Source organism: Microcoleus sp. BROC3 (assembly GCF_036702515.1).
Classification (GTDB): Bacteria; Cyanobacteriota; Cyanobacteriia; order Cyanobacteriales; family Microcoleaceae; genus Microcoleus.
The window spans coordinates 40,261-61,192 of the sequence record NZ_JAUBTQ010000045.1; the positions used below are offsets into that span (position 1 = coordinate 40,261).

The following is a 20,932-nucleotide window of genomic DNA, read 5'->3' on the forward strand; positions in this document are numbered from 1 at the left end:
ACTACGCAATAACCGTGACTACTCAAATACAAACTGAATCAGTCCCAACAAACTCTTCTCTGGGGCAGATAGAGCGCCAGATCATCGTGATTCTCGACTTCGGTTCGCAATATTCCGAACTGATTGCTCGTCGAATTCGCGAAACTCAAGTATATTCAGAAGTTATTTCTTACCGGACTACGGCAGAACAGTTAAAAGCTATCAATCCTAAAGGAATTATTCTGTCAGGAGGCCCGAGTTCTGTATACGATGAAAGAGCTCCCCAATGCGACCCAGAAATTTGGAATTTGGGAATACCGGTGTTGGGAGTGTGTTACGGGATGCAGTTGATGGTAAAGCAGCTCGGAGGAACGGTTGAGCGGGCTAAGTTAGCCGAATACGGCAAGGCATCGCTATTTATTGACGATCCTACGGATTTGCTGACAAATGTCGAAGAAGGCAGCACGATGTGGATGAGCCACGGAGACTCCTGTTCCGAGCTGCCGTCGGGTTTTGAGATCCTCGCTCACACGGACAATACTCCGTCTGCTGCTGTTGCTCACCACGAGAAAAATTTGTACGGCGTTCAGTTCCACCCAGAAGTAGTTCACTCGATCGGGGGAATAGCTTTAATTCGCAATTTTGTTTACCACATTTGCGAGTGCGAACCGACTTGGACGACAGCTACTTTTGTAGAGCAATCGATTCGCGAAATTCGAGAGCAAGTGGGAGAGAAACGAGTGTTGCTGGCTCTATCGGGCGGTGTAGATTCTTCTACTTTGGCTTTCTTGCTGCACAAGGCGATCGGCGACCAACTTACCTGTATGTTTATCGACCAAGGGTTTATGCGGAAGTATGAACCAGAACGGTTGGTAAAATTATTTAAAGAGCAATTCCACATTGACGTTGAATATGTTAATGCTCGCGAACGGTTTTTAGCTCAACTTGAAGGGATTACCGATCCGGAAGTAAAACGCAAGCGGATCGGTCACGAATTTATCAACGTATTTGAAGAAGAATCGAAGCGTCTGGGCCCCTTCGACTACCTCGCCCAAGGTACTCTTTATCCTGATGTGATTGAGTCTGCTGACACTAATGCAGACCCGAAAAGCGGCGAGCGAGTTGCTGTTAAAATTAAAAGCCACCACAACGTGGGGGGTTTGCCGAAAGATTTGCGATTTAAGCTGATCGAACCGCTGCGAAAACTGTTTAAGGATGAAGTGCGAAAAGTCGGCAGGTCGATCGGGCTTCCCGAAGAAATTGTGAACCGACAGCCTTTCCCCGGCCCGGGATTGGCGATTCGGATTATAGGAGAAGTTACCGCAGAGAGACTAAATATTTTGCGGGATGCTGACTTCATTGTTCGCCAAGAAATTAACCGCCACGGATTGTACGGCGAACTTTGGCAAGCTTTTGCAGTTTTGCTACCGATTCGCAGTGTAGGGGTGATGGGCGATCAGCGCACTTATGCTTACCCGATCGTTCTGCGGTTTATTAAGAGTGAAGACGGGATGACGGCTGATTGGGCGCGGGTTCCTTACGATTTGTTGGAACTGATCTCGAACCGGATTGTGAATGAGGTTAAGGGGGTGAACCGGGTGGTTTACGATATTACTTCTAAGCCGCCGGGAACGATCGAGTGGGAGTAATACCATTGTCGATTATTGATTTTCGATTTGGATAGATGCCGTCTGTAAGTCCTGTGTTAATTACAGGACTTACACAGAAAAATTATAGTCTAAGAGTCAACTGTCAACTGTCAACTGTGTTGAATAGTGTTGCAAAAATGCTTCCAGTTCAGTCCGTCCTTGTTGGGTAATTGAGTTGTAGAAGACTTCTTTTTGTCCATTGGGAGTGTAGAAACGATAGAAGCGTCGATCGAGATCAATTTGTCGCAGGTATACTAAGGGAACGCCAACAGATGCAAGGAGTCGGGCTTTTTTGCGATCGCGCACCTGCACCTCTGGGCGATCGTGCCAATGAGATTGACATTCTATCACCAGTTTGGCTTTGCGACTAGCACAATAGCCGCGTTCCATCAAGGCGATATCGACTCTGGAACTCACCCAAAATTTCCAAAGTTCAATGGGAAGACGGGTGAAAGTTTCTGGACGGGAACAGATGATTTCTAGGGGAACTTGGGGACAGTAACGGAAGCGATCGCCTAAAATCATCTCTAGAATATCGATAGCGATCGTTTCTAACTCGTTGATGATTTCTCCGCTTTGGAAGCGGGGAAAGATTTGCCGCGAATCATCATCGCTGTTGAAGTTGAACTCGCTTGAATAGTTATAAGTGCAAGTCATCGATCTGAAGTTGAACTCGATAGTTTAAGGTTATCGAGATAAATTTGTATAGTCCAGAGACAGTAAGTGCAGTTAGCAAAATTCTTAACTGCACTTATCTGCACTCTCGAATAATCCCTCCTGTTTGCTAGAGTAAAGAAGATGACTAGCGCAACGACTTCCAGCAGCCAATGACAGCAACTAGCAAGAGAAAAAGAGGTTTTTTGCCCAATAGAGAAGGGTTAGCAATTTTGGATGCGAGGAGACAAGAAAAGGGTTATACCTATGACTCGCTTGCAGAAGCAGCAGGACTCAATAGTAACGATCGGGTTAGAAAGCTGTTTAATCCGCACTGGGCAAAAAACGTACAAAGGGATGCCATAGAAAAAATTGCTACGGTTCTAGAACTGCAACCTGCTGAGTTTATTGAAGATTGGCTTCCGAAATCAAGACTTTCTACACAAAAACAAACACCTATGGACGTAACTAATATTGATTGGCGGGAAGTTTGCTTAGTCATGCTAGATCGGCAGCAAAAAGAACAGCGAATTAGGCGTAAGGCAACTGAACAGGGATTTGAAGTCAATGTTTTTGTACCGCTAGGTTTAATCGAACGAAAACAGCAGCAACGTCGCAGTGGGAATGTGCCTATGGAATTGGTAAATAAATTAGAACCGGAAGTCGTTAGCCGAATTTACGAGCATGATGAATTCATTACTGACGTTATTGGACAAAACCCTACTGGGAAAAATAAGCATATTGCTATCGTCGGCGAACCCGGAGCAGGAAAGACAACGCTGTTAGATAAAATCGCCACTCACATTCAGGAAAATAATCAAGATTTGCCGATTTGCATTCCGCTGGCAAGTTTGCAAGGAAAAATGCTGAAAGACTATCTCCTTCAGGAATGGTTACCGGAAGCTATGGCTTTGGTTTATCCTGATATTGATGTAGAGAAGTCTCACAAAACATCTCTACAAAAACGGTTGCGTCACGGTGGGGTGTGGCTGTTACTTGATGGTGTTGATGAAATGGCTGTAGGGGCGAATAGTTGTTTGTCCTTAGAGGAAATCAGAAACCAGCTTACTGATTGGTTGGGTAATGTGCGGGTTGTATTGACCTGTCGAACCAATGTTTGGGATGCCCGTCTCAACAATCCCCTCACAGGCTTTGATACTTACAAAACTCAGGAGTTTAAACATGAGCAAGTAGATGATTTTATTCAGCAGTGGTTTGCTGAAGCAAAAAATATTCAACGGGGACAGGAGTTACATAAAAAGCTGCAACAACCGCAAAAAAAATGCATCCGCAACCTCGTAAAAAATCCGCTTCGCTTATCTCTAATTTGTCAAATATTCAACAAGAATAAACAAGCCGAATTGCCCGAAACAAAAGCAGAACTATATCACCACTTTGTCCGCTATTTCTATGAGTGGAAACCATCCCAAACGGTTATTGATTGGGCGACTCAACCAGGTTTGCGAGAAGAATTACATCAAGCCCTCGGTCGTTTGTCTATAGCAGGATTGGATAGGGATGCTAGATTTCGGTTGCCGCTGAGTTTAATTCAGCAAGAAATGGGCGACAAGGTGTTTAAATTAGCCTGGGATCTCGGTTGGCTGAACTTAGTAGATCGAGAAACTGCAACAGATGAACCTGTTTACGCATTCTTTCATCCTACATTCCAGGAATATTTTGCTTCCTTGGCGATCGATGATTGGCACTATTTCCTGAATCATGTTCCTCATAATCCAGACGAAGGTATTTATCGCATTTTTAAACCGCAGTGGAAAGAAGTAATATTGCTTTGGTTGGGACAAGACCGCATACAGCCAAATCTCAAAGAAGAATTATTGAAAAATCTACTTAATTTTGATGATAAATGTGAGAAATTTTATAGTTTTCAAGCCTATTTTATAGGCGTCGCATGTCTCTCTGAATTTCGATACTTTTCCTTGGCTGATGAAATGATTGATACAGTGCTTGAGTGGAGTTTTTGTGATTCAATCTGTTTAGAAAGTTTCGATATACTTGAAGCAACCGCTAGAGCAATCTTACAAGAAACCGATACAATAAGAGTAGTCTATCGATTAACTAAACTACTAAAAAATGATAACGATGATGTGACTCGCGTGCTTGCTGCTCGAATGATACTCCGAATTAATCCTTATCACATTAAGGCTGTCAATTTTTTAATTAACCAGGCTTATCATTATCGATATTTTGGTGATGTTATGCTGTTTGAAGAAGTTTGTGCAGGATTAACAGAATCTGGCATATTGATTCCAAAAATTATCAGAACTTTGATCGAATGTATCAGGCCAAATCAGTTGATTCTAAACTCTTCTGATTCTCCCTTTCTATACGATCATTTACGAATAAGTGGTGCTAAGTGTTTAGAGGAAATTGACCCTGGCAATCCACACGTGTTAATCACTCTCTTAGATTTACTCAGGCATAAGAGCTTGGTTGAAGAGGTAATTTTAGAATTTTCAGAATTAGAAAATTTTTCAATTCCTTCTAATATTATTTCTACTTTAGTTTGTTTATTACAAGCTTATCAAAATGAAGAAGTTAAGTTAAAACTTGCACAAACTTTAGTAAAAATCGATCCTAGTAATAGGGAAGCTGTTGATTTTCTAAAACACTCTATTTTGAATGGCACTGATGAAGGTTATCGCTTGTATGCCGCTAGAAGTTTATGGGAAACCCGTCCTCAAGACTTAGAAATAAGGGAAGTATTTTCTTGTTTGTTACGCCAAAACCGTCACCTGTTACAAAGTAGTAAACGTCATCGTTTTTTTAGGTTATATGATTGGACATTTGAAAAAATGAATTTAAATCTTATGAATAAGCGAATTAACTCAATTAAAGTCAATAATAGAGCCGAGCAATTGATTTTGGCTAGAGAAGAGGAAAGTTTGATTTCAGGTTCTAATAATATAAGACAATCACTTCAAGCATGGGTTGAAGCTCTAAAATCAAAGCAAGCTATTTATGAGCTAGATGATATGGATGTTTTGAGATTCAAGATGGTGATTTCTAGTGATTTATTTCCAAGGGTGGTAGCAAATATAAAAGAGCATTTTAATGATGAATTACCAGAAGAAGAACCAGAGTGCTACGAAAGTTGCTATGCTATACTGTGGCACTGCGCCCAAAATATGAGTTATCCAGAATTTTATCGCGCTTGGCACAGTTAACCATCCACTACAAATCTAGAAGCATCCCACAACATCATACTTAGCACTGCGACAATGTAAAACGCATTTCTCCTAACCATCCGAATCTCATTGATGCAGTTGTGAAATGGCTGCATCGATCGATTTTGGAGGCTTGAATTTTGATTTAAGGAGAAGGCTATCGCTTTTTCACCAACTCAGGCGCATCGCACTCACACCCCTAAATCAAACTCGATCGAAACATTTCTTCATCTTTCTCTGAATTAAGAGAATCGTCGGCTAAAACAGAGTAGGAGAATTTCCGCTACGATCGAGAGTAGATAGGCTAGCACCAGATAAAATAAAGTAAAAATTCCATCCGCACTACCCGTTGAGATGGCTGCGAGCTCTCGGTTCACAAGTGGAGATTTTGCTACCTTGGCATTTGCGGGGGGAAATGGCTACAGAAATTCAAAATACTTGGAATTTATACAAATAGAAAGACAGAAATCGACGACAGCCGATCGATCTATTGTGGAAAACTTGCCCTTTTCTGTGGAAAAACCCCTTTTTCCTGTGGAAAACTGCCACTCAATTAAGTGCGATCGCTCTAACCCGATTGATAGGATTTAAAAAATTGGAGGAATTGCGGTAAGTAAAAATACTTTCCCGATTCTTCAATTAATCCGTGTATCCGTGTCAAAATCACTGGTTGTGCCTTCATTTTTCAGAATCGTAGCTAATTTGGTCGGAATGGTAAGCAGGCGGCTCAACGTGAATTAAGATGCGTACAGGGCTGAAACGTTGTTCCAAACGGGCTTCTACTTCTTCTGTAATCCGGTGAGCAGTTTCTACATCGACAGCATCCACAATCATGTGCATATCAATAAATACTTGACGCCCTACAACGCCACGGGAGGCGATCGAGTGACAGTTGACAACCCCCGGTACATCGATCGCGATCGCGTGAATAACTTCCGGTGCGATCGCCATTTCATCCACCAACCAAGGCAGATTTTCTGTTAAAACCTTCCAACCGCTGCTAAATACCAAAACAGCCACAGGAAAAGACAAAAACACATCCAGGGATTGTAATTGAGGTATATTCCAAACCTGCCCTTGCCAAACACCAATCAACCCGCCGATGACCATAATTGTCACCCAAACATCGCTCATCGTGTGCTTAGCGTCAGCCACCAAAATCGCGCTACCGAGACGTTTGCCAACTCTGCGCTCGTAAAAAGTGACAAAAATATTAATTCCCAGTACAATCAGCAAAATCCACAGTTCATTTGGGGATATTTTGACAACTTTACCCCCGTTAATTAGCCTTTCGACAGCACCGCTGAGAATTTCAAAACAGGCAATTCCCAGAAAAGCAGCAATTCCCAGAGCTCCGAGAGCATCAAATTTTTGGTGCCCGTAGGGATGATCGCGATCGGGCTGTGGGTTGGCATAATGATTAGTTACCAATCCTAAAATATTATTAGCGCTGTCTGTGACGCTGTGCAAAGCATCTGCCAGCAAACTGAGGGAACCAGTCAGCCATCCCACGGCTGCTTTAATTGCCATCACCAGCAAATTTAGCAATAAAGTAATTATTAAAACCTTGCGGACTTCGGAACGGTTATCGGCAACCATAAAATCTCCTCTATCGGCCGTCAAGTTTTCTGACTTCTAGTTTAAAGCTTATCAAGTCATAAAAGGTTAAAACTATTGCTGAATCAAGCTTGCGACTAGATTTATATTCATTAATTTAGCCTAGCTTCTTGAGACAATTTTTAATTAATACCAGTTTCGCAGTCCAATTGAGCTGGAATGTACTTCTTTTGGGTTACTATATTTTTTATCATTAACAATCGTATGTTAAATTTCATTGCCCATGTCTCTTTCTCCGCTGACACTGAATTTAGTCGAAGGTTCTGTCTCCTTTAGCTTTTCCCCGCAAGCCGCGCGGGATTTGCAAAGCGAAATTGCAGCTTTGATGGAAAGCTTGAAAGCTGTAGCAGCCAAAACCGCTGGCGCTAAAGCTTCTCCCCAAAAACCGATGGAATATCGCTATGCAGGGGATGTCTTTTTGGAAGTTTTCTGCAACCCGAATATCTGGCCAACTCCTTTTGCTGCGAAAGTGCTGATTACGGTTAGGGACGATCGCGTGCGCGTCACCACCGAAGCCGAACTCAGCCGCCTGCGCGACGATCTCGCTCAGTATATCGAACAAGTCGGTTGAGATTCTCAACCTCGATCGTTTGTAGTTAATAGGTTGAATCTGAGTTCAGATACCATTCTCAAGAACAGGCTTTCCGGCCTGTTCCACAAACATTAAATTTTCTTGTGGGGTGGGCTTCTAGCCCGCCCGTGAAAGGATTACTGACAAAGGATAGCTATCGGCAGGCGAAGCCGACCATTCCCACATAGAACCTGCATAATTCTTAGCATTAAATCCCACATTTGTCAAGACACAAGTCAACCATGCAGAGCGAATTCCCCCAGTACAATAACTCACAATTTGAGTTGACTGCGAAACTCTTTTTTGCTGCAAAATAGCGACAATTTCCCCGCGATCCAGCAGTTTTCCCTGTTTGTTCATTAATTGTTTGTAATAGAGGTGAACCGCACCGGGAATGTGGCCGCCGCGCTTTTCTCCGTAAGGCGTTTTACCTGCATATTCTCGCGGCTCTCTGGCGTCAATAACTGCTAAATTAGCATCTCCTAAAATAGCTTTTAAATCATCCTGTTTAATTTCCCAATTCGAGCGGCGAGATATTACAAAATCTCCTGTTTTCGGTGGATTGTTTGCAGGTTTTACTTGAGAAATTCCAGCTTTGATTAAAGCTCGATATCCTCCATCGACAAAAACAGCTTTTTCGTGTCCCAAAGTCCGCAGCATCCAAACAATCCTTCCGTCTTCGCCCCACCCTTTCACAGAATCGGCAACCACTATCACAGGTTTGTCTTGACAAATACCAATTGCTTGCAGTTTTTGAGTTAAAACTGTGTTATTTTCGATAATTTTTCCCTTGTGGGGAAAGTCGGAACGCGACAATTCCTGCCAACTTACGGGAATAGCTGGTGGGAGACGGCAAAACCACTTTAAAATGGGTGCGCGAGCATCTAGTAAAGTAGCTTCTTGTTCCAGCAATTGCTTAGCTAAATCAGCATTTACTATCCAGTTATCTGCTAAATTACCCAGTAAATTAGACATAATTTATTGAGTAACTTGGGCTGTATTAGCACCGCAGGCTAAAACCCCTTTGGTATTAGTTGGATTAGCTGGTTTAGTCTTGCCAGGAGCAGCATTTATACACAAGATTGTTTGGGTCTTGTTTCCCACCAAAAAGACTCCCCCCACAAAACTTTTGAGATTAGCTTGCTTCGATACTCCGTAGTTAAATACAGCACCTTTTTTCACCATGCCGATCGAGTAGCTGTAGTTGGCTGCGTTAGGTTTAATTTGGAGGCCCATATAAACCAATAGATTGGAAACAGAACTTGTAAAACCTGCTTTTTCAGCATAGTAAACTTGCTGGGCTTTATTCATCGAACCCACAAATTTTTTCGCTTGTGATTCCTTAGCTTTAAGCGTTGGTGAGACTTGAGCTTGCGAGACTGTACTGAAAACAACTGGCAGAGTTAGAGCTGCGATCGCAACTTTGAGCTGCCAGTTGCTGCTGCTATAAATCCTGCTTAATTTCACAGAAACCATGTGGAATGAGCAGTTGAGAAACATATAATTAAACTAATTGTTTTGCCTGAAACTGTTTCAACGCCCCAGGAGCAACCGTGCCGTGTTCTGTGATTATTCCCGATATTAATTCCGCCGGAGTCACGTCAAAAGCGGGATTGTAAAATTCTACTCCCACAGGACAAATTCGCGTAGTTCCAACTTGATACATTTCCACTGGATCGCGTTCTTCAATGGGGATTTTACTGCCGTCGGAAAGTTCAAAATCAATTGTTGACAGAGGAGCGGCGACAAAAAACGGAACGTTGTGAGCTTTGGCAACAATTGCTAAACTGTAAGTGCCAATTTTATTGGCGGCGTCGCCGTTAGCAGCGATTCTGTCTGCACCGACAACTACTGCGTGAATCATGCCGAGTTTCATACAGTGAGCGGCCATATTGTCTGCTATTAATGTGACGGGAATTCCTTCTTGCACGCATTCCCAAGTGGTCAGTTTTGCACCTTGGAGACGGGGCCGAGTTTCGTCTGCAAAAACTCTTCCGAGTCTTCCTTCTCGCCAAGCAGAACGAAATACACCTAAGGCAGTACCGTAGCCTGCCGTTGCCAACGCACCTGCATTGCAGTGAGTTAGTAAGTTCAATTTTTCGGGTGTAGCGGGCAGAACTTCTAAACCTTTGTCGCCGATATCTTTACAAGTTTGCAAATCTTCGGCTTGAATGGTTTTAGCCATTTCTAACAAAGTTTTTTGCACTTGTTCGACAGAACCGCTAGTTTTCTCGGCTGTTTTGAGCATTCGCGATATTGCCCAAAACAAATTAACTGCTGTGGGACGGGTGGAACGCAATAACTCGCCAACTTGTTCTAATTTAGCGAGAAATTCGGTACGATCGCCCGTGTCGATTTCTCGCGCCCCCAAATACATCCCGTAAGCTGCTGCTACCCCGATCGCCGGAGCACCTCGGACTATCATAGTTTTAATCGCCTCAGCCATATCTTCGCAGCGGCTAATTTCGACTACACCGTATTCTTTCGGCAGTCGGTTTTGGTCAATTAGCAGAACTCGGTCTTCTTGCCAAGTGACGGGCGAAACGGAGGGGTTTTGAGCGGTCATCGATTTCAATTATGTGAGGGACAAGTTTCTATGATGCCATGAAGGCGACTATTCCTCTATGTTATGAGGGTTTACGAATATGTGCACGGGGAATTCGAGTTTTGGGTAAACTCGTCCCTAAAGGATGCGGATGCTTTCGTAACTATCGGCCTATATTCCGCTTCATTCGATCGAGTTCTTCGTCTGCTTCCCAGCGTTGAAACTTTTCTTCTAAAGGATCTGCTGCATTAAAACTGTTGTAATTTGAACTCTGATTCCAACCCTTTGTATCCCAATTTGGCTCTGTTTTAACGGTAGTGCGAGTTGCAGCTTCGGCTGCTTTTGCTCGGACTTCTTTTCTCCTTACTTGAATTTGGCGGTACAGTTCTTTTGCTTTTTCAATCCGTTCTTTGCAGCCTTGCATTTGACCCCAGCGCTGATTTCCCTGACGCAGCAAAGCTGCTTGCCGCTCTTGGGCGGCTTGAGCTAAATCGAGCCTTTGAGCAGCTTTAGCTTTGTTGGCTCGATCGTTCCAGCGCTGAATTTCTTGAGCGGCGGAGAGAATTTCTGCTTGCAGTTTTTTCTCTTGTTTTTGGATATCGAGAATCAGCCGCAGAGTGTCTTCTTCTTGTTCCTTCAGTTGTTCTTCTATTGCCTGCAATTCCAGATGGGGATTGCTGCGTAAAAATTCTTCTAATCGGGTTTCTAGGAATCGGCTGAAATCATCAAATAAGCCCATTTTTTATAAGTCCTGAGTCATTAGTCATGGGTCATTAGTTATTAGTCATTAGTTATTAGTCATTGGTTCTTAGTCACTGGCGATCGACGATCGATCCTGAGTTGTTAGTTATAGCAGAAGAAAGTTCGGTAACGAATGGGGAAGCGATTTAACGGATAGAAGGAAGAAGCAATAAGAGCAATGGTTTCAACAATTAAGAAGTCTTGGCGGTTCCTATATTATAACTGTTTTCACTGCTCGTGAGGTACAGCCCGATCGCTGCCCATTACTGATTACCGATGACCTAAGTCATAACTAATGAGTGATGACTAATGACTCATAACTGATGACTGATTAGAACTTTTGGCCGACAAAAACCGATCGCACATCTCCTCCCTTGCGGATAACAGCTTCTTGATTTTTGATTTCTGCCAGAGTCCAACCGCTAGCGCCAATGCTTTCGCCAACATAAATTCTGCGGGCTACGCCGTCTACTTCAAACAAAGCGGCCGATCGATCGCCCAACTCCAAAATCCCTACCAGCGTGTGCGCGGAAGTCGGGGCGCTGCTGAGGGCTGGTGCTGGTTGCTGGGGGGCGGGCGCTGCTTCCGGGGCTGCGGGCGCTGGTGCCGGTTCGGTTTCGCGAGCCAAAATCTTCGGCTCGGGAGACTCCGAGGGCGAAGGGGAAGCGGCGAGGGGAGTTCTAGAGCCCGCGGCGGCGATCGCGCGACCGGAGGCTGGAGCCGCCGGCGATGGGGAAACTGCGGCGGTTTGAGGAGCAGCCGGAGCAGCCGGAGCAGCAGCTACCGGAGCAGCAGCTACCGGAGCAGCCGGAGCCACAGTCACCTGAGCGGGGGGAGGGATGACTACGACTTGGGGTGCTGGTGCTCCCGGCTGGGCGGCAGCTTGTTCTAGGGCATTAGCAATGCGGTTGACTGCTGTCGAAAGACCTGCGGTTGCCGGAGGCGCGCCGGAAATTGGAATGCTCGGCAGCGTCCCTGGGGTAGCAACTCCCGGAACTCCCGCAAGTTGGGGGTTAGCCTGGGGTGCTTTTTTTTGTTCGATCGCTTCTAGCGAGCGCTGCACGTATTCGACAAACTTGGTGTCTGGTGCTGTTTTGCCACTTGCTGTCGGCGTCTCTGGTGCAGGGGCGGCGGGCAAGCGCACCAGTCCCGACCTGCTTGCGAGCCACAACCCCATGACTAGCAGCAGCGACCCAAATGCTGCTCCCAGCAGGATTCTGTCGAATGATTGTTTGGACTGCTGTTTTTTGGCTGTTTCTAGGGCGACTTGGCGGGCGATCGCTTCTACATCTTTTTCGGCTGGCTGCGGCTGGGGTGCCAACTGCGACAAAACTATTTGAGGTACCGAGATCGACTTGAGCGCCACGAATTCTGGCTGCACGGGCTCGGATGGCAGTCCGCCGCTACCGTCGAATGCTCGATCGACTCCTTCAAACAGTTCGTCCATCAACCTATCGGCGTAGGACTCTACTGCCACTGCTTCGGCTGGCACTGTTTCGACGGTCGCAACCACGGCGATCGGATCGGACGCTGATGATTCCAAAGACATCTGTTTGGCGATTACTTTTTGAGGCATAGTTTTCTGTTTGCTCCCGCTCCTCGACAACCCTGAGATTCTCAACTTCAGACTTCTACAGGATACTTGTGATATTTACAATTTTTGGCTCAGAACAGGTCAATTGTATCTCACCCATCACCATATTTTTAGTCCTCGGCCAACTTACTTTGCCCGATCGACTTTTGTTTTACCTGTTTTGGGCCTTTTCGCCCCTGTTTTCTGCTGCCAGTCTTACTTGCTTACCCTGACTTTTAGTGCATATTCTACTGCTTTTGTCAACCCCACCCTCCGGGGCTTTGCAGTTTTTGACACACAGCTTTACTTGAGGCGATCGCAAAAAAAGCGGGTTTTTTGCTGCAGTTTCCGATCGCATTGCAGCTTTAACAAGGATTTCAGACTTTTACCTGTCTTAAGTTTGTTAGTCAGTTTGCTTGACAGTAATAACAGGTTGCAGATTTTTTCATAACTCATGGCTGCAACAGCGGTAACAACCGCTGTAATTCCCCACAAGCTGCCTGAAGCGATGGCGGCGCATCTTCTGGTAAGCTCTGAGAATAACATCGATCGGCTAAATCCTCAACAGCGGTTTTGCAAGCAGCTTCATTTTTCTCAAATTTTGCATAAGCATCCTCTTCATTCACAGTTTCTCGCTGCAAATAGTGTATCCAAGTCTCTATATTGCGCTTGGGAACAAAAATCGCGATCGCTTCATTCGGTTTCCTATTTTCCTGCTTATGTTCATCAAGCACACTAGCTAACCAATTAAGTCTTGCTGCCAGCGTACCCGTATCTGCATCAATTAACACAACTAATCCAATCGCCACCCGGTTTTTATTCTGGCGATAAGCTTTCACTTCCTTCGGATACTCAGTGCGTACATACTGTTCTCCAGATTGGCTACCGGGCGGACATATTTTAGGCCGAAATGGACCTCTAAAACCTCGCTTTTCTAGGAAATAACGCGCAAAAACCTCCTGCTGTCTGTCCTCGCAGAGAATGACAATCTGAACTCTACGCTGGCTCATTCAACCACCCCCGTGCAATTAGTTCAGAAACTGTCAAGCCAGAATTGTCAGCTACTTTATCGCTAATTCGTTTGACTCTAACAGCAGCATTGCTTTGACGCTCAAACCAATAGCCAATCGGTGAAGCTAAAAGATAGTTAATTAACTCAGGATGGTGAGAAATTAGTAATGCTTGAAGTTTTCCCTCGCTACAAAGGTCATAAAGCTCAATCAGCCAGGGTTGAATTTCTGGCAATGCTAAAAAGTTTTCCGGTTCATCAATCCACAAGGTATAGTCTTCAGATTTTGTACCGTAAATCAGCGCGTATAAAGCAACTAAGGTTTTTTGTCCGTCTGACAATTCTCCCAGACGATATTCAATTGGCTTGCTGTTATCTGTTTCTCCTGAAAAGCGCAGTTTTAACACCAAATTATCTTCGCTTACTCGCTCAAACTTAAAATTCGTGAATCCATCCAAAACTTCTCTTAAAATATTCCCAATTTCAGCAATTTTACCTTGGTCTTCCGATAAGTAGCGATACCAAGAAACAAAATTTTTCATCTTAGGAGTCAAACGCATTTGTTCTTGGCTACTTTCATCAACCATCAAGCTGGGTACAACTTGCACGATGATAAATCGCGCCATCCGTTCTCTAAACCAAGTTAACTTCGTGTTGTCGTTTCTTGGCATTAATGAAGGTAGCATAGATTGCGACCAGTCAAACTGGTATTGCGGACCCGGTGAATGATTATCTCGATAGAGTTGAACTTCGCCTAATTCAAATTTTAGTAAAGGCTGGTTATCAAAGAACAGACGCTCGTACCCAACACGACATTTATCTCGATTGTGCTCAATTCCTAATTCATATGTGTAGCAGCCGCCATTACCCAGAATTTCTAGCTCGAAACGCTGAATTTGTAAAGTTTGCCAGCGGGTGCAGTCCGCAGGTTTGAAAATTCCTTCTACCTTACTGTCGCCGCTGACAAATGCTTGGATTTTCTGCAAGACTTCAAAAACTGTGGATTTACCCGACCCGTTAGAGCCCAGAAATAGATTAATTGCATCAAGATCTAGTTCAAAATTTACCAAACAGCGAAAATTGTCAATATATATTCGTTTCAGCATGGGATTTTTTCACTCATAATTCCTCTATAGCAATCCTAAATCATTTGTGAATTTCTTACTCCCTCCCCTTACCAAGGGGAGGGTTGGGGTGGGGTAAAAAATTTACGACTCCTGCAAGAATTGCTATAGCTCCTGTCATTGTTAACAGGAGCTAAACACCACACTCGGATAAGCCAAATTAACCCACCCGTTCCGCCAATTCCAACCAGCGCTCAGTCGCACGATCGATCTCCTGCGTCAACTGAGCCAAACGCTCCGATAACTTCTTCATCTCTGAAAACCCGCTCGGAGCATTGTTAGACAAAATCTTCTCAATGTCTTCTTTTTCAGCTTCCATCTTCGGAATTTGAGTTTCTAATTGTTCGTATTCCCGCTTATCATTAAAGGAAACTTTGGTAGATTTTTGAGTGGAGCTTTGGGATTTTGAATTGTTAGATTCAGCGGGGCGTGTAAGTTTTTCTTTTTCTTTTTGTCCTTTGATTTCCTTGGCTTCTTCGGCTTTCTTGTAGTCTAAATACACCGAATAATTGCCGGGATACAAGCGCAAATTCCCGCCCGGTTCCAAGGCGAAAACCATGTCAATGGTACGATCGAGAAAATAGCGATCGTGGGACACCACAATCACGCAGCCGTTAAAATCTTCGAGATAATCTTCCAAAACCGCCAAAGTCTGCACGTCAAGGTCGTTTGTCGGTTCGTCCAAAATCAGCACGTTCGGCGCGCTCATCAGCACTTTCAACAGAAATAACCGGCGCTTTTCCCCGCCCGAAAGTTTGTTGATCGGTGCATACTGTTGGTTGGGTGGAAACAGAAACTTTTCCAACATTTGAGAAGCGGTAATGATTTCCCCATCCGCCGTTTGCACCAACTCGGCCACACTTTTCAAGTATTCAATAACTCGCTGGTCTTCGTTCGGCGTCAAATCCTCTGAATGCTGGTCAAAATAACCGATATGAATGGTTGTCCCAATTTCGACAGTACCCGAATCCGGCTGAATGCGTCCGGTGATGATATCCATCAGCGTCGATTTTCCCGCACCGTTGCTACCAATAATTCCTATCCGGTCTTCGGGTGTGAAATTGTAGGTAAAATCTTTAATTAAAGTGCGATCGCCGTAAGCTTTACAGATATTCAGCAACTCAATCACCTTCTTACCAATCCGGCGGCCCGCTGTGGCAATTTCGACTTTGCCGTTGGCTGTTTTGAACTCCTGGGCTCGCATATCTTTAATGCGATCGATCCTCGCTTTTTGCTTGGTACTGCGCGCTTTCGGCCCGCGTTTGAGCCATTCCAATTCGCGCCGCAATACACCCGCGTGTTTGCGAACGCTGCTGGCGGCGGATTCTTCAGCTAGGGCTTTTTTCTCCAAGTAATAAGCGTAATTGCCAGCATAATTGTAAAGGTCGCCGCGATCGATCTCTAGGATGCGATTGGTAACGCGATCGAGAAAATAGCGATCGTGCGTAATCAGCAGCAAAGCACCGCGATAGCCGTTCAAATAGTTCTGCAACCACTCTACAGACAGCGCATCCAAGTGGTTTGTCGGTTCATCCATCAGCAACACATCGGGCTCGGACAATAGCGCCGTTGCTAAGGCAATTCGCTTGCGGTAGCCGCCGGACAAATCGCCAATTTTCGCATCAAAATCCTGAATCCCCAACTTGGTCAAAATCAATTTTGCCTTGGTTTCCAAATCCCACGCGCCTAGCTCGTCTATGCGCGCAGACACTGCAGACAGACGCGCCATCAACTTGTCGGTATCGCCTTTGCCGTGGGACAGTTGAGCGGAAATTTCCTCGTATTCTCGCACTAAAGCCATTTGTTCGCCACTGTCAGCAAATACTTGCTCTAAGACAGTGTGATTTTCGTCTAAATCCGGCTGTTGGGGGAGATAAACAATTTTAGACCCTGGATTGACCCAGCGATCGCCAGAGTCGATCGACTCCAAGCCTGCAATCATTTTCAGCAGGGTTGATTTCCCGGAACCGTTGGTGCCGATGAGTCCGACTTTATCGCCTTCATCGAGGCTGAAACTGGCATCTGTCAAGAGTTCCTTGATGCCGAAGTCTTTTTTGATCGATCGCAGAGTAAAAATAGTCATCTGTATAGAAAGTCATTTACCTGACTTAGTTTAACGCAAGTTCGATCGAGTCCGGCTGCATCGATATGGTCTGTCGTTCCGATGAAACTTCTTTAAGACAAAGGCAAACTCGATTTTTATGAGGATATAAATTTTAATAAATGTTAAGAACAAGTAGGGAATAGGGAGACTTTTCTGTACATTACTTTTGTGAGATAGTAAAGCAAGAAAAGCTTGACATACCTCAGCGATGTTCAGTAAATTAATTATATTATTCAAAATTTTGCATCCTTATGGCAATAACACAGGAACAGTTTGATGCATTAGTAGGAAAGCTGGAAGACTTCTCGAAAAGCAATCCAAAGAATTACCGCTTGCGAGTTGCCCTGTGGGCTACATTAGGATACGCCTATATTTTTCTGGTACTTGCGGGGCTATTGGCACTAATCGGGCTAGTAGTCCTATTTATGGTTTACAGTAACCGTATCAATGGTTACATTATCAAGTTAGCTATTTTGTTGCTGGTTCCAGCATGGGTGATTGTGCGATCGCTGTGGGTAACTTTCCCACCTCCCCAAGGTTTGAAAGTCAATCGCCGTCAAGTTCCTCACTTATTCGCCCTAGTTGATGAATTGACAACTAAACTTCAAACACCCCGATTCCATAACATCCTGTTGAATCAGGATTTCAACGCAGGAGTCGTTCAAATTCCACGGTTGGGTATCTTTGGTTGGCAGCAAAACTATTTACTTTTGGGACTTCCCTTGATGCAGTCCTTGTCTGTGGAACAACTTAAAGCAGTTCTGGCACACGAGTTAGGGCATCTCTCTGGCAACCATTCCCGCTTTGCAGCATGGATTTATCGAATGCGCAAAACCTGGATGCAAATTTATGAACGATTGCATCAAAGCGATAGGGAGGGGGCTGCAGTTTTGTTTAATCGCTTTCTGGACTGGTATTGGCCTGCTTTTAATGCTTACTCTTTTATCCTGGCGCGGATGAATGAGTACGAAGCCGATCGCTGTGCTGCTCAACTCGCTGGAGCCAAAACTGCGGCTGAGGCTCTCATTAACATAGAAGTAAAAGCTCGTTTTCTGGAAAGTTCTTTCTGGACAGATATTAATAAGCAAGTGGAACATCAGATCGAGCCACCAGACAATGTTTACTCCTCAATGTTGACCGTGTTGCACAGTCCGATTCCTGAAGAGAAGAACAAGCAGTGGTTAGAGCAGGCTCTTGCACAAAAGACAAATAATGCAGACACCCATCCCTGCCTTACCGATCGGCTAAAATCGCTGGGTTATTCGGCTGCTAAGGCACAAAAACTAGGTCAGCCAGCGACGATAGAAATCAGTGCAGCAGAACATCTTCTGGGAACAGCTTTACAACAGTTCGCTACCGAGTTCAATCAGGAGTGGAAGGAAGCAGTATCGACACCTTGGCGACAACGCTATTCCTACCTAAAGAAAACTGAGGAGGAACTTCAAGCTTTAGAGCAAAAATCACAAATACAGACACTTACCGAACAAGAATTATGGGAACGAGCCTATTACACCTTGGAATTGCGAGGTGATGAAGCAGCGCTTCCCTTGTTGCAAGATATGTTAAAAATTTATCCCGATCGTGCAGATGCAAACTACACTCTTGGGCAAATTTTGTTACAAAAGGCTGAGAAGGCAGGTATTGGTTACATTGAAAAAGCCATAGTGAAAAGGATGGATTGGGTCATAGACGGTTGCGACTTAGTTTACAGTTTCTTACGGCAACAAGGTCAAACAGAAGAAGCAGAGGGATATCGGGCTCGAGCCGATAAACATTATCAGCTTCTGCTAAAAGGTCAACAGGAAAGATCCAGAGTGCTCGATAGCGATACATTTAAACCTCACACTCTAGAAGGATCGGAGGTAAAGCAATTGAAGCAGCAGCTAGCTGATTATCCGCAGGTTAAAGAAGCTTATCTGGTAGAGAAAGTTGTCACGTATTTTCCCGAACAGCGCTTCATTGTTCTAGGAATTGTTCGTAAACGAGGTTGGATTGAAAGTGAAGATGCGGATGGAAAGTTAATTCACCTGCTCGCTACCAATGTGCAGTTTCCTACTCAAGCCTATATCATCTCTTTCAGTGGCAGCGGTACTGGTAAACTCAAGAAAAAGATTTGTCAGACCGATCGCTCTTTACTTTTTAGATGTTAGTGCTATGAGTAAGGAGGCTGAATGAAAACCGATCTCGCCCTACCAATTGACCAGATCGCAAAATTCTGCCAACAGTGGCAAATCATCGAACTCTCCCTCTTTGGTTCGATCCTTCGCGACGACTTTCATGCAGACAGCGACATCGATATCCTAGTTGCTTTTGCCCCCACAGCCGACTGGAGTTTACTAGATCGCGCCAAAATGCAGGAATAACTCGAATCAGTGCTAAGCAGACGAGTCGATCTAATCAGTAAACGGGCGATCGATCGCACTTCCAACTGGATTCGCCGTCCTGAAATTCTCTCTACTGCTCAAACTATCGGTAGTCAAATAACGGCGATCGCGCTTCCTTGCTAGACATTGCCTCTTTTGCTCAAAAAGTCCTGCAATATAAAGGTAACACGGACAAAATAGCGTTTCTGGCCGATGATAAAACCCAGTCTGCGATATTGACTCAGCGATCGCCAGAGTCGATCGACTCCAAGCCTGCAATCATTTTCAGCAGGGTGGATTTCCCGGAACCGTTGGTGCGGATGAGTCCGACTTTATCCTCTTCATCGAGGCTGAAGCTGGCATCTGTCAAGAGTTCCTTGATGCCGAAGTCTTTTTTGATCGATCGCAGAGTAAAAATAGTCATCTGTATAGAAAGTCATTTACCTGACTTAGTTTAACGCAAGTTCGATGAGTCCGGCTGCATCGATATGGTCTGTCATTCTGATGAAACTTTTTCAAGACAAGGGCGAACTCGATTTTTCGGACTATATAAGTATTGATAAATGGGTGAACTTTGACTGAAGTGCGATCGGCAGTGGGGATTGACAAACAAAAACCATATGGATAAAATTTCGATATTAAGATATTGCTCAATTCAATACTTCGGACAGTTTTAGATCTGATCGAGTCTCCGAAACCCTTAGTGGCTATAATATGCTGGACTATTTTTTCTTTCGTTTGAGCAAGCGCGCACTCGTTTCAGAAAATGCGTCAAAAATGGCAGGGCTTCCTCGCCCTCGGCTTACAGGGCAGTTAAAAAACTGTCCGAAGTATTGTCAATTCGCTCTACTAATTAACAAAATCACGAATAAATTTAATGAAACGCAGAATTCCTGAGTCACTCTTAATCCTTTATATGTTTTTGCCACTAAAAAGTGCTATATTAGCTCAGATAATTTTGTGTCAGATTAGATCCATCCACGCAGCTCGCCAAGCAGAAAAGAAACTTAATCTCGACTTAGACAATAACAATGATGAGGCATTGAGAGAGTTTATTTTATCATTTTGGTTGAATCCTGATAATCCAGTGGCTTATGCTTATCTTGGGTTGCTTGCTCCTCATCTGGGCTTGTGCAATCACCCTGTCATGGAAATTCGCCACAAAGTCGCCAGGAATAAATTTGAGTTCTCCAATTATGCTGTATGCCAGTCTATAACGGATCGGATTCAAGTCGATGAAATTAAAGATGCAATTGCTAATGGACAACTAATTAGAGACTACCATCACGGTAAACATAATTCAAGTTATGTTATTTGTGGCTTCACCCAAGCTCAACGACCAATTCATGTCAAATGCAGTTATCCCATGCGAGAGTTAATTAAAATTATCGCAGTGTATCAACCTGACCACGATCGATGGTGTGACAACTTTACAATGAGGCGAAATATTAGCAATGATGAATGATGACCAAGAATTTCTAGTTAATTGTCGAGTAACTTACACACTACAACTCAACGGCAAGTTCTACTTAGTTGAGAACGTACCTTCTCGTGTAAACGAGGAGACTGGAGAACAGTTTTTTGATCCTTCCGTTGTCAAGCATTTGCAGCAGCTCATTCTGAATGAAGAAGATCCTGTTCGTATTATTGAGACTCCTGTATATAATTATCATGAGTAAGTAAAGCTTAGCCGTATAATAGACTTAATCAGACTGGCGGTTTGTAACGTGGATATTTTAATTAGACATCTCCCAAAAAGAAATAGTTGGTCGATCGCTCTTACATTATAATGGAAGTTTACCTAAAAAATATGAGTCA

The 20,932-nt window shown here is 44.2% G+C and carries 18 protein-coding genes and 1 pseudogene; 8 read left to right on the top strand and 11 right to left on the bottom strand.

All coding sequences use genetic code 11. The features are described from left to right. Positions 1 to 26: 26 nt before the first annotated feature. Entirely contained in the window at positions 27 to 1,628 is a 1,602-nt protein-coding gene (guaA, locus tag QUB30_RS24575) for a glutamine-hydrolyzing GMP synthase (RefSeq protein ID WP_445300542.1), read from the top strand. A gap of 96 nt (positions 1,629 to 1,724) precedes the next feature. Here guaA and QUB30_RS24580 read toward each other — a convergent pair whose 3' ends face one another. Continuing rightward, entirely contained in the window at positions 1,725 to 2,285 is a 561-nt protein-coding gene (locus tag QUB30_RS24580; protein WP_333338782.1) for a DUF2726 domain-containing protein, read from the bottom strand. A gap of 170 nt (positions 2,286 to 2,455) precedes the next feature. On the opposite strand from QUB30_RS24580, the gene QUB30_RS24585 reads away from it, so the two are divergent. Beyond that, positions 2,456 to 5,467 (top strand): NACHT domain-containing protein, encoded by a 3,012-nt coding sequence (locus tag QUB30_RS24585; RefSeq protein ID WP_333338786.1) that lies wholly within the window; start codon positions 2,456 to 2,458, stop codon positions 5,465 to 5,467. Positions 5,468 to 6,145: 678 nt separating this feature from the next. On the opposite strand, the gene QUB30_RS24590 is transcribed toward QUB30_RS24585, so the two are convergent. After that, positions 6,146 to 7,066 carry a cation diffusion facilitator family transporter gene (locus QUB30_RS24590; RefSeq protein ID WP_333338787.1) on the bottom strand — a complete coding sequence of 307 codons (921 nt, stop codon included), beginning with the start codon at positions 7,064 to 7,066 and terminating at the stop codon, positions 6,146 to 6,148. A gap of 241 nt (positions 7,067 to 7,307) precedes the next feature. Here QUB30_RS24590 and QUB30_RS24595 point away from each other — a divergent pair, with 241 nt between their 5' ends. After that, complete coding sequence (locus tag QUB30_RS24595; protein ID WP_015174783.1) at positions 7,308 to 7,655, top strand: hypothetical protein; 348 nt, start codon at positions 7,308 to 7,310, stop codon at positions 7,653 to 7,655. Positions 7,656 to 7,772: 117 nt separating this feature from the next. Here the strand turns inward: QUB30_RS24595 and QUB30_RS24600 are convergent, their stop codons facing one another. From QUB30_RS24600 to QUB30_RS24635, 8 genes are all read right to left on the bottom strand, one after another. After that, positions 7,773 to 8,630, bottom strand: coding sequence for a rhodanese-like domain-containing protein (locus tag QUB30_RS24600; RefSeq protein WP_333338790.1), 858 nt, complete (start codon positions 8,628 to 8,630; stop codon positions 7,773 to 7,775). Between the two features lie 3 nt (positions 8,631 to 8,633). After that, the gene (locus QUB30_RS24605) at positions 8,634 to 9,131 is read right to left on the bottom strand and encodes a type IV pilin-like G/H family protein (protein WP_333338793.1); all 498 of its coding nucleotides are present in this window, start codon (positions 9,129 to 9,131) and stop codon (positions 8,634 to 8,636) included. A gap of 28 nt (positions 9,132 to 9,159) precedes the next feature. Further along, on the bottom strand, positions 9,160 to 10,221 hold the full coding sequence (gene mtnA, locus QUB30_RS24610) for an S-methyl-5-thioribose-1-phosphate isomerase (protein ID WP_333338796.1): 1,062 nt from the start codon (positions 10,219 to 10,221) through the stop codon (positions 9,160 to 9,162). A 142-nt stretch (positions 10,222 to 10,363) separates the two neighbouring features. After that, the gene (locus tag QUB30_RS24615) at positions 10,364 to 10,939 is read right to left on the bottom strand and encodes a TIGR04376 family protein (RefSeq protein ID WP_333338799.1); all 576 of its coding nucleotides are present in this window, start codon (positions 10,937 to 10,939) and stop codon (positions 10,364 to 10,366) included. 333 nt (positions 10,940 to 11,272) lie between these two features. Then, positions 11,273 to 12,517 (bottom strand): hypothetical protein, encoded by a 1,245-nt coding sequence (locus QUB30_RS24620; RefSeq protein WP_333338802.1) that lies wholly within the window; start codon positions 12,515 to 12,517, stop codon positions 11,273 to 11,275. Positions 12,518 to 12,966: 449 nt separating this feature from the next. Continuing rightward, the gene (locus QUB30_RS24625; RefSeq protein WP_333338804.1) at positions 12,967 to 13,524 is read right to left on the bottom strand and encodes a hypothetical protein; all 558 of its coding nucleotides are present in this window, start codon (positions 13,522 to 13,524) and stop codon (positions 12,967 to 12,969) included. After that, entirely contained in the window at positions 13,511 to 14,629 is a 1,119-nt protein-coding gene (locus QUB30_RS24630; protein WP_333338806.1) for an AAA family ATPase, read from the bottom strand. Before QUB30_RS24630 ends, QUB30_RS24625 begins: the two co-directional genes overlap by 14 nt. Before the next feature lie 178 nt (positions 14,630 to 14,807). Then, on the bottom strand, positions 14,808 to 16,730 hold the full coding sequence (locus tag QUB30_RS24635; RefSeq protein WP_333338809.1) for an ABC-F family ATP-binding cassette domain-containing protein: 1,923 nt from the start codon (positions 16,728 to 16,730) through the stop codon (positions 14,808 to 14,810). A 272-nt stretch (positions 16,731 to 17,002) separates the two neighbouring features. On the opposite strand from QUB30_RS24635, the gene QUB30_RS24640 reads away from it, so the two are divergent. The 3 genes from QUB30_RS24640 to QUB30_RS24650 are packed head-to-tail and all read left to right on the top strand — an operon-like array spanning position 17,003 to position 19,258. Then, positions 17,003 to 18,901, top strand: coding sequence for a M48 family metalloprotease (locus QUB30_RS24640; RefSeq protein ID WP_333338812.1), 1,899 nt, complete (start codon positions 17,003 to 17,005; stop codon positions 18,899 to 18,901). A 21-nt stretch (positions 18,902 to 18,922) separates the two neighbouring features. Beyond that, on the top strand, positions 18,923 to 19,114 hold the full coding sequence (locus QUB30_RS24645; protein ID WP_333338815.1) for a nucleotidyltransferase domain-containing protein: 192 nt from the start codon (positions 18,923 to 18,925) through the stop codon (positions 19,112 to 19,114). 9 nt (positions 19,115 to 19,123) lie between these two features. Next, positions 19,124 to 19,258 carry a hypothetical protein gene (locus QUB30_RS24650; RefSeq protein ID WP_333338817.1) on the top strand — a complete coding sequence of 45 codons (135 nt, stop codon included), beginning with the start codon at positions 19,124 to 19,126 and terminating at the stop codon, positions 19,256 to 19,258. 103 nt (positions 19,259 to 19,361) lie between these two features. On the opposite strand, the pseudogene QUB30_RS24655 reads toward QUB30_RS24650, so the two are convergent. Continuing rightward, positions 19,362 to 19,538, bottom strand: a pseudogene (locus QUB30_RS24655) (ATP-binding cassette domain-containing protein); the annotation flags it as partial. Positions 19,539 to 19,991: 453 nt separating this feature from the next. Between QUB30_RS24655 and QUB30_RS24660 the strand changes: the two are divergent. Both QUB30_RS24660 and QUB30_RS24665 read left to right on the top strand, forming a co-directional pair. Continuing rightward, the gene (locus tag QUB30_RS24660; protein ID WP_333338822.1) at positions 19,992 to 20,579 is read left to right on the top strand and encodes a DUF4258 domain-containing protein; all 588 of its coding nucleotides are present in this window, start codon (positions 19,992 to 19,994) and stop codon (positions 20,577 to 20,579) included. Continuing rightward, positions 20,569 to 20,793: a hypothetical protein gene (locus QUB30_RS24665; protein ID WP_190740045.1), complete on the top strand. Its 225-nt coding sequence runs from the start codon at positions 20,569 to 20,571 to the stop codon at positions 20,791 to 20,793. Before QUB30_RS24660 ends, QUB30_RS24665 begins: the two co-directional genes overlap by 11 nt. The last annotated feature ends 139 nt before the right edge of the window (positions 20,794 to 20,932 follow it).